Below are 8,825 nucleotides of genomic sequence, written 5' to 3'. Positions count from 1 at the left end.
CTATGAGCGCGAGGAGTCGCCGGCCGCGAAGGACGCGATGGCGCAGATCCTGATCAACTCGCGCATGGCCGCCGAAGGCCACCGTCCGCTGTGCCAGGACACCGGCATCGTGACGGTGTTCGTCAAGGTCGGCATGAACGTGCAGTGGGACGCGACGATGTCGCTGGAGGACATGATCAACGAGGGCGTGCGCCGCGCCTACAACGATCCGGACAACAAGCTGCGCGCCAGCGTGCTGGCCGACCCGGCTGGCAAGCGCACCAACACCAAGGACAACACGCCTGCCGTCATCAACGTCTCGATCGTGCCGGGTAACACCGTCGATGTGATCGTCGCGGCCAAGGGCGGCGGTTCGGAGGCCAAGTCCAAGTTCGCCATGCTCAACCCGTCCGACTCCATCGTCGACTGGGTCATCAAGACCGTGCCGACCATGGGCGCCGGCTGGTGCCCGCCGGGCATGCTGGGCATCGGCATCGGTGGCACCGCCGAGAAGGCGATGCTGCTGGCCAAGGAAGCGCTGATGGAGCCGATCGACATCCAGGACCTGATCGCCCGTGGCCCGGAGAACCGCGCCGAAGAGCTGCGCATCGAGCTGTACGAGAAGGTCAATGCGCTGGGCATCGGTGCGCAGGGCCTGGGCGGTCTCACCACCGTGCTCGACATCAAGGTGAAGGACTACCCGACCCATGCGGCCAACCTGCCGGTTGCGCTGATCCCCAACTGCGCCGCCACGCGCCACGCGCACTTCACGCTGGATGGTTCGGGTCCGGTGATGCTCGATCCGCCATCGCTGGAAGACTGGCCCAAGCTCACCTACGACGCCAGCAAGGGCCGTCGCGTGAACCTCGACACCGTTACCCGCGAGGACGTGGCCAGCTGGAAGCCGGGCGAAGTGCTGCTGCTCAACGGCAAGCTGCTCACCGGGCGCGACGCCGCGCACAAGCGCATGGTCGACATGCTCAACAAGGGCGAGCCGCTGCCGGTCGATTTCAAGGGTCGCTTCATCTACTACGTCGGCCCGGTCGATCCGGTGCGTGACGAGGTGGTGGGTCCTGCCGGCCCGACCACGGCCACCCGCATGGACAAGTTCACCGAGCAGGTGCTGGCGCAGACCGGTCTGCTGGGCATGGTCGGCAAGGCCGAGCGTGGCCCGGCCGCCATCGAGGCGATCAAGAAGCACCAGTCGGTGTACCTGATGGCCGTGGGCGGCGCGGCGTACCTGGTGTCCAAGGCGATCAAGGCCTCGCGCGTCGTCGGCTTCGCCGATCTGGGCATGGAAGCGATCTACGAGTTCGAAGTGCAGGACATGCCGGTGACCGTCGCCGTCGACTCGGCGGGTACGTCTGTGCACCAGACGGGTCCGAAAGAATGGCAGGCGCGCATCGGGAAAATCCCCGTGGTGGTGGCCTGAAGATCTGCTTCCTCTCCCCTGCGGGGAGAGGATCGAGGTGAGGGGCGGGTGCTTGCGAGAGCGTTGCGCGGCGCACGCCCCGGCCCCTCGCCCCAGCCCTCTCCCCGGAGGGGAGAGGGAGTTCTTCGCGGTGCCATGCGCAGCCGCATTTAGCCATCCAAACGTCCATCGCCTGCGACAGTTGCATTCCGCCTGCTGCGGCGCAACACTCACCCGATTGTCTTCCCCAACCACCAACGAAGGTACTCGTGAACCCGCAAAGCCCCGCGTCGCTTCCCGCTGACGCATCCTGGATCGTGATGAAGTTTGGCGGCACCAGTGTCGCCACCCTGCCTCGCTGGCAGAACATTCTGGAGCTGGTAGCCAGCCGCCGCGCCGAAGGCGCCCGCGTGCTCGTTGTCGTTTCGGCGCTCTCCGGCATCACCGACGCACTCAAACAACTGTGCGCACAGGAAGACAAGGGCAAACGCATCGAGGCTGCCAAGGCGATCGCGCAGCGTCATTACGACCTGCTCGATCACATGCAGCTGGCGGTTCCGGACACCTTGGGCGCCCGTCTGGCGGAGCTTGCGCAGCTGGCCGAAGACGGCCCGTCGCTGCTGGGCGAGCTGGCCTGGTCGGCGTTGGTGCAGGGGCACGGTGAGCTGATGTCCAGTGCGCTGGGCTCGGCGTTCCTCACCCACAGCGGCCTCGCCACGCAGTGGTTGGATGCACGAGATTGCCTCTCGGCCATCGCACTGCCCAACCAGAACGAGCGCACCAAACTGCTCTCGGCAATGGTCGAGTGCAAGCCGGACCCGGCGCTTAATGCGCGGCTCGCCAACCTGGGTGACGTGTTCATCACGCAAGGCTTCATCGCGCGTGAATCGCAGGGCCGCACGGTGTTGCTCGGACGCGGCGGTTCGGACACCTCCGCCTCGTACTTCGGCGCGCTGTTGAAGGCGCAACGGGTGGAAATCTGGACCGACGTGGCGGGCATGTTCACCGCCAATCCTCGCCAGGTGCCAAGCGCGCGCCTGCTGCAGCGACTGGACTACGAGGAAGCCCAGGAAATCGCCTCCACCGGCGCCAAGGTGCTGCATCCGCGTTGCCTGTCGCCACTGCGCGAGCCGCGCGTGCCGCTGCTGATCAAGGACACCAACCGGCCCGAGCTGGAAGGCACCCTCATCGGCCCGGAGGTGCGCGAGCACGCGCCCAGCGTCAAGGCGATCAGCGCGCGCAAGGGCATCACCCTGGTGTCGATGGAATCGGTGGGCATGTGGCAGCAGGTCGGCTTTCTCGCCGACGTGTTCGCGCACTTCAAGCAGCACGGCCTGTCGGTGGACATGATTGGTTCGGCCGAAACCAACGTGACGGTCTCGCTCGATCCCACCGAGAACCTGCTCGACTCCGACGCACTCGCCGCGCTGGCCAGTGATCTCGCCAAGGTGTGCCGCGTGAAGGTGATTGCGCCGTGTGCGGCCATCACCCTGGTGGGCCGTGGCATGCGTTCGATGCTGCACACGCTGTCCGGTGTGCTTGCCGAGTTCGGCCAGCTGCGCGTGCACATGATTTCGCAGTCATCCAACAACCTCAATCTCACCTTCGTGGTGGACGAGAACGTCGTCGACGAACTGCTGCCGCATCTGCATGAGCTGCTGATCACGGCGGGCGCGCTGCGCACCGACGACAGCGCGCTGTTCGGTCCGAGCTGGCAGGCCCTATATGGCAGCGGTGACGTGTTGCCGCCGACGGCGTCATGGTGGCGCGATGGCCGACGCGGCGACCTGCTTAAGCTGGGCGCCGAGCGGACCCCGCGTTACGTCTATCACCTGCCGACCGTGCGTCAGCAGGCGCGTGAGCTCAAGACGCTGGCGGCCGTCGATCGCCTGCATTACGCGGTGAAGGCCAACACGCATCCGGCCATCCTCAAGGCGCTGGCGGAAGAGGGCTTCGGTTTCGAGTGCGTATCGCCGGGCGAGCTGAAGGCGGTGATGGCGGTGGTGCCCGAATCCGCGCCGCTGTTGTTCACGCCCAATTTCGCGCCGCGCGAAGACTACGAGTGGGCACTCACTACCCGCGCCACGCTGTCGCTGGATTCCATCTATCAGCTGGAGCAGTGGGGCGAGTTGTTCCGCGGGCGCGAGGTCGTGCTGCGCCTTGATCTCGGCCGCGGCCTGGGCCATCACGAGAAGGTCCGCACCGGCGGCAGCGGCAGCAAGTTCGGCTTGCCGGTGGAACAATTGGATGCGTGCCTGCGCCTGGCCGACACGCATGGCGTCACGGTGCGCGGCCTGCACGCGCACCTGGGTTCGGGCATCCTCGACGACGGGCACTGGGGCGAGGTCTATGGCCAGCTGGCCAGCATTGCCGAGCGCATCGGCAGCGTGACCTTCCTGGATATCGGCGGCGGTCTTGGCGTGCCCTCGCATCCGGGTGAGGCGCGGCTGGACATCGCCGCGCTGGACAAGGTGTTGCGCGAGGTGAAGGCAGCTTATCCACATTACAAGCTGTGGATGGAGCCCGGCCGTTACCTGGTGGCGGAGGCCGGTGTGCTGTTGACCCGCGTCACGCAGACCAAGGGCAAGGGCAACGGCACCATCCGTTACCTCGGCGTGGACACAGGCATGAACAGCCTGATCCGTCCTGCGCTGTACGAGGCCTGGCACGAGATCGTCAACCTCACGCGGCTCGACGAACCGGCCACCGCGCTGTTCCAGGTGGTGGGCCCGATCTGCGAAAGCGGCGACGTGCTCGGCACCGACCGCCGCCTGCCGGAGCCGCAGGAAGGCGATGTGATGCTGGTGGCCCAGGCTGGCGCGTATGGCAAGGTGATGTCTTCGCCGTACAACCTGCGGGACGAGGCTGAGGAAATTATCCTGGAGTAACCACGCACTTCTCCCTCTCCCCTGTGGGGAGAGGGGCGGGTGCTCGCGGCAGAACTACAACCAAGGACGCTCACGGATGCAGCGTTTGAATGCAGACCGAGCGCGCAAGCTGCGTATCGAACAAACCGATGCCGAACAACTGCTCTGGCATCGACTTCGAAATCGCCGCCTGCAAGGCTGGAAATTCCGCCGTCAGCATGAAATCGGCCCTTGCATCGCCGATTTCGTCTGCCCGGATGCGGACTTGATTGTGGAGTTGGACGGTGGGCAGCATGGCGAGCAAGTGATTTACGACGAGCGCCGGACGCTTGAGCTGCAGGTGATGGGCTACAGCGTGCTGCGTTTCTGGAACAATGAAGTACTGAAAAATATGGAAGGCGTGCTTGAGGTGATTCTGGAGGCTTTGGCAAGCCCCGGACCTTTACCACCTTCAGGTGGCTCACCCCGACCCTCTCTCCCACGGGACTACCTTCGGGTCGCCCGAAGGGGAGAGGGAGTAGCGTCGACGGAGACTTGAGCGTGACGATCCACATCCAACCCCGCCTGACCCAGGTATTCCGCTTCGTGCGCTGCAGCTACGCCGATGGCGTGGCCGAGCTGGTGTATGCCTTCGACCACGGCGAAGAGCTGATCGAGCGCGTGCGCTTCCCGAACGCGCCGGCTATTCCCGCCGGTCACCAGGCCGCCTTCGACGAGGCGTTGAAGCTGCTGCACCTGATCGCCGGTGTCAGCTACTACAAGGCAGGCGTGCCGCCGCGCCTTGAGGTCGTTGGTGGTGCGCTGGACGACGCCACCGCCAATCTGCTGGATGCGCTGTATCTGCATGGCCTCGCCGAGTTTGCCTACCGCAACGGGCTGGACCTGCGTGGCCGCATTGCCTTTCCGCGCCTTGGCTCGGAAACAGCGGCAAACTCGCGTGGCGCTGCCGCCAAACCCCAGGCCAAGGTGCTTGGACTGCCGCATCGCACCCTGGTGCCGATCGGCGGTGGCAAGGATTCCCTGGTGGCGGTGGAAGCCATCAAATCCATCGACGGTGAAGCCACCGCCGTGTGGGTGGGCAATTCTCCGCTGATCGCTGCGTGCGCCGAGCGCACAGGCTTGCCCACGCTCAATATCCAGCGCGAATTGGCGCCGGGCCTGTTCGAGCTCAACCGCCTGGGTGCCTGGAATGGCCATATCCCGGTGACGGCGGTGAACTCGGCGATCCTTGCCGTGGCCGCCATTCTGTATGGCTACGACAGCATCGCCTTCGCCAACGAGCGTTCGGCGTCCGCCGCCACGCTGGAGTACGAAGGCCAGCTGGTGAACCACCAGTGGAGCAAGGGCTACACCTTCGAGGCGCTGATGGGCGATTGGCTGCACCAGCATGTGGCGGCCGATCTCGACTACTGCTCGCTGCTGCGTCCGTACGCCGAACTGGCGGTGACGCGCACGTTCGCCAAGCTCACGCCGTATTTCGATGCGTTCTCCAGTTGCAACCGCAACTTCAAGATCCTCGGCCCCAAGCCGGCAGACCGTTGGTGCGGGCAGTGTCCGAAGTGCCACTTCGTGTTCCTCGCGCTGGCGCCATTCCTGGCCAAGCCGAGGCTGCTTTCGATCTTCGGTCGCAACCTGCTGGACGATGAGAACCTTGCCGCCGGCTTCGACGCGCTGCTGGAATACCAGGATCACAAGCCGTTTGAATGCGTGGGCGAGGGTGCCGAAGCGCGGGCGGCGATGTATGCACTGAGCCAGCGTTCGGAGTGGCAGGAAGACGCATTGGTCGCGCGCTTCCGCAGCGAGATCCTGCCGCAGCTCGATGAAAGCGAACTCGCCATCGAGCCCTGGCTGCAGCCCTCGCCGGAGCATCGCATCCCGACACGCCTGCAGCCGGCGCTGGCGTTCTTCGAGTGAATCCACTGCTGCGCATCGCTGACCTCGACGGCAGGCGCGTTGCCGTCTGGGGCTTTGGTCGCGAAGGGCGCGCCGCCATCACGGCGATCCGTTCGCGCTTGCCGCAACTACCGCTAACCCTGTTTTGCAGCGACGCCGAAACAACCTCCGCGCAATCGTTTGATCCGTCGCTCGTGGTGCGTGGACATGAGCCGGATGCCATCGCGCTGTCCTCGTTCGACGTGGTGGTGAAATCGCCAGGCATTTCCGCCTACAAGCCGGCGCTGGTCGTTGCGCGGGAGGCCGGCGTATGCATCACCTCCGGTACCTCGCTGTGGTTCGCCGAGCGGCCCGACGCACGCGTCGTTGCCATTACCGGCACCAAGGGCAAGAGCACGACCACCGCCTTGCTTGCGCACCTTGCGCGCAGCCTCGGCGTGCGTACGGCGCTGGCCGGCAACATCGGCATGCCCTTGCTGGAACTGGCGGATGCCGAGGCCGAGCTATGGGCGATCGAGCTGTCGAGCTTCCAGACCGCAGACGCCGGTCCGGTGGAACTGGGCGTCATCACCAGTCTCTACGAGGAGCATCTCGACTGGCACGGCTCGCGCGAACGTTATATCGCCGACAAGCTCAAGCTGGCGGACGTCTCCAGGCAATTACTGGTGAACGCAGGACAACCTTATTTGCTCGAACGTACGGCCGTGCATCCGCATCGGCGACTGTTCGGGCAGGTCGAAGGCTGGCATGTGACAGGCGGCTTCATCCGCCGCGGCGCGCAGCAGGTGTTCGATATTTCCAGGCTCCGCGCACCCGGTGAACACAATGCGCTCAACGCCTGCGCCGCTTTGACGGCGCTGGAGGCAATGGGTTTCGATGCCGTGGTTGCGGCCGAGTCGCTGGCCAGTTTTCGTCCGCTGCCGCATCGCCTGCAGCCGTTGGGCGAGCGCGATGGGTTTGCCTGGATCAACGACTCGATCAGCACGACGCCACAGGCCACGCTGGCCGCATTGGCCACTCTCGAAGGCCGCCCGGTCACCGTGATCGTCGGTGGTCATGATCGTGGCCTTGACTGGAGCGATTTCGTGGCTGCCATGAAAGCCCATGCACCGCACGCCATCGTGGCGCAGGGCGCGAACGGCCCACGGATCGCGCGCGCGCTGCGTGATGCAGGCGTGCAGGTGGAGGAGATGGCCGATCTCGCTGCTGCCGTCGCGTGTGCACGGAAAATAACGCCAGTGGGCGGCACCATCCTGCTGTCGCCGGGCGCACCGAGTTTCGACCAGTTCCACGACTATGCCGACCGCGGCCGCCATTTCGCCGAGATGGCGGGATTTGAAGCGCATGACATCGTTGGTATTGAAGGGCTGGGAGTCGCCTGACGACTTCGCCTTGTGGGAGCGCACCCTGTGCGCGACCGCGACGTCTGGTTGTACCGTTCCGTTCGGCTGTCGCGTATTGGATGGCACCTGCAGCAGACGTTTGGCTTGTCGCGGGAACCAGAGGCCCTTGCGAGCGGAGCGTAGCGATCGCCAAGGCCACGCCCTTCCTGATGTCCAGGGCAGCGCACAGGCTGCGCTAGGCCGTTCTTCGCCACGTGTCCCGACTCGAAGATGCTCAGCGTAGAGCGCCAAGCCGAGGGCGGTCCGGGACTGGAAGGCACGATTAAGATGGCACGATTCGCGCCGTGTGGACGCGAATTCAAGTGTTCGGATAGTCCGGTCAAGCACGATTTTTCATGCACGCCGGCCAACCCCATCCTCGTGGAATTGGATACCGCCGAATCGCTGGACCATGCGTCGGGGCGCTTGCGGACGATGGGCAAGTGCTGATGCCTTTGGACGACTACGGCTTCAGTCCGCGCTTCGGCTGTCCAAACGATCGCTTCGGCGTGTCCCCGCAGCTATCGTTGCCATTGCCATCCCGGGATGAGGCCGACGTGTCCATGGAAGTGCGCATCGATGATCTACATGGCCCCGAGATCGCGGCGTTGCTGCAGGAACATCTCGACGACATGAAACGGCACTCGCCGCCGCAGAGCATCCACGCGCTCGACCTGGAGAAACTGCGTCGTCCGGAAATCACTTTCTGGACGGTGTGGCAGGACGGGGAGCTGCTGGGGTGCGGGGCCATCAAGCAACTGGATGAGACCCACGGCGAGATCAAGTCGATGCGCACCTCCCATCGCCACCGCCGCAAGGGCGTGGCGGCGCGCATGCTGCGGCACATTCTCGATGAGGCGACGCGGCGCGGTTACCGCCGTCTCAGCCTGGAAACAGGTTCGCCATCGGCGTTCATGCCCGCACGGGAGCTATATGCGCGCTTTGGCTTCAGCTATTGCGGTCCGTTTGGTGACTACGCCGACGATCCGTACAGCGTCTTCATGACCCGCGAGCTCTGAGAGGGCGCCGCTGGGACCGTAGGCATACACTGTCCACCTCGCCGCCATCGCCGAGGTCACCGTCATGAGCGAACCATCGCGTTTGAAGTTGCTGCGCATCGCCCTCGTCGTGCTGGGCATCGTTTGTTTGGCTCTCTATCCGCTGATGCAGGTTTGGCCATCCGGATGGAAATGGCACGAAGGCTATTCGGACTATCCGATGATGATCGTGGGCGTCTACGCCACGCTGGGCGTGTTCCTCATCCTTGCGGCTCGTGATTCGCTCGCCCATCGA

At 64.9% G+C, this 8,825-nt stretch carries 8 protein-coding genes; all 8 read left to right on the top strand.

Annotated features, from left to right (window positions below; genetic code table 11):
* Nucleotides 1-1,411 (top strand): fumarate hydratase (locus VFG49_RS08340; RefSeq protein ID WP_324859355.1); only part of this gene is annotated, 1,411 nt, incomplete at its 5' end.
* 248 nt (nucleotides 1,412-1,659) lie between these two features.
* The gene (locus tag VFG49_RS08335) at nucleotides 1,660-4,278 is read left to right on the top strand and encodes a bifunctional aspartate kinase/diaminopimelate decarboxylase (protein WP_324859353.1); all 2,619 of its coding nucleotides are present in this window, start codon (nucleotides 1,660-1,662) and stop codon (nucleotides 4,276-4,278) included.
* 76 nt (nucleotides 4,279-4,354) lie between these two features.
* Complete coding sequence (locus VFG49_RS08330; protein WP_324859351.1) at nucleotides 4,355-4,795, top strand: endonuclease domain-containing protein; 441 nt, start codon at nucleotides 4,355-4,357, stop codon at nucleotides 4,793-4,795.
* A gap of 2 nt (nucleotides 4,796-4,797) precedes the next feature.
* Nucleotides 4,798-6,171, top strand: coding sequence for a UDP-N-acetyl-alpha-D-muramoyl-L-alanyl-L-glutamate epimerase (gene murL, locus VFG49_RS08325; RefSeq protein WP_324859349.1), 1,374 nt, complete (start codon nucleotides 4,798-4,800; stop codon nucleotides 6,169-6,171).
* 8 nt (nucleotides 6,172-6,179) lie between these two features.
* Nucleotides 6,180-7,532 (top strand): UDP-N-acetylmuramoyl-L-alanine--D-glutamate ligase, encoded by a 1,353-nt coding sequence (gene murD, locus VFG49_RS08320; RefSeq protein WP_324859357.1) that lies wholly within the window; start codon nucleotides 6,180-6,182, stop codon nucleotides 7,530-7,532.
* 231 nt (nucleotides 7,533-7,763) lie between these two features.
* On the top strand, nucleotides 7,764-7,982 hold the full coding sequence (locus VFG49_RS19235; RefSeq protein WP_414649087.1) for a hypothetical protein: 219 nt from the start codon (nucleotides 7,764-7,766) through the stop codon (nucleotides 7,980-7,982).
* A complete protein-coding gene (locus VFG49_RS08315; protein WP_324859347.1) occupies nucleotides 7,889-8,551 on the top strand; it encodes a GNAT family N-acetyltransferase in 663 nt (220 codons plus the stop codon). The genes VFG49_RS19235 and VFG49_RS08315 overlap by 94 nt, the downstream gene beginning before the upstream one ends.
* 64 nt (nucleotides 8,552-8,615) lie before the next feature.
* The coding region (locus VFG49_RS08310; protein WP_324859346.1) for a DUF6632 domain-containing protein at nucleotides 8,616-8,825 on the top strand (210 nt) is incomplete at its 3' end.

The organism is Dyella sp. (assembly GCF_035685885.1).
Taxonomy (GTDB): domain Bacteria; phylum Pseudomonadota; class Gammaproteobacteria; order Xanthomonadales; family Rhodanobacteraceae; genus Dyella.
Note: the sequence above shows the minus strand (reverse complement) of the source record. Positions and strands in the feature narration are given on the sequence as shown.

Bases quoted from the DNA above. Each gene is read 5' to 3' on its own strand.
- VFG49_RS19235 (WP_414649087.1), top strand. From the start codon at position 7,764: ATGCTCAGCGTAGAGCGCCAAGCCGAGGGCGGTCCGGGACTGGAAGGC.
- VFG49_RS08330 (WP_324859351.1), top strand. From the start codon at position 4,355: ATGCAGCGTTTGAATGCAGACCGAGCGCGCAAGCTGCGTATCGAACAA.
- VFG49_RS08315 (WP_324859347.1), top strand. From the start codon at position 7,889: ATGCACGCCGGCCAACCCCATCCTCGTGGAATTGGATACCGCCGAATC.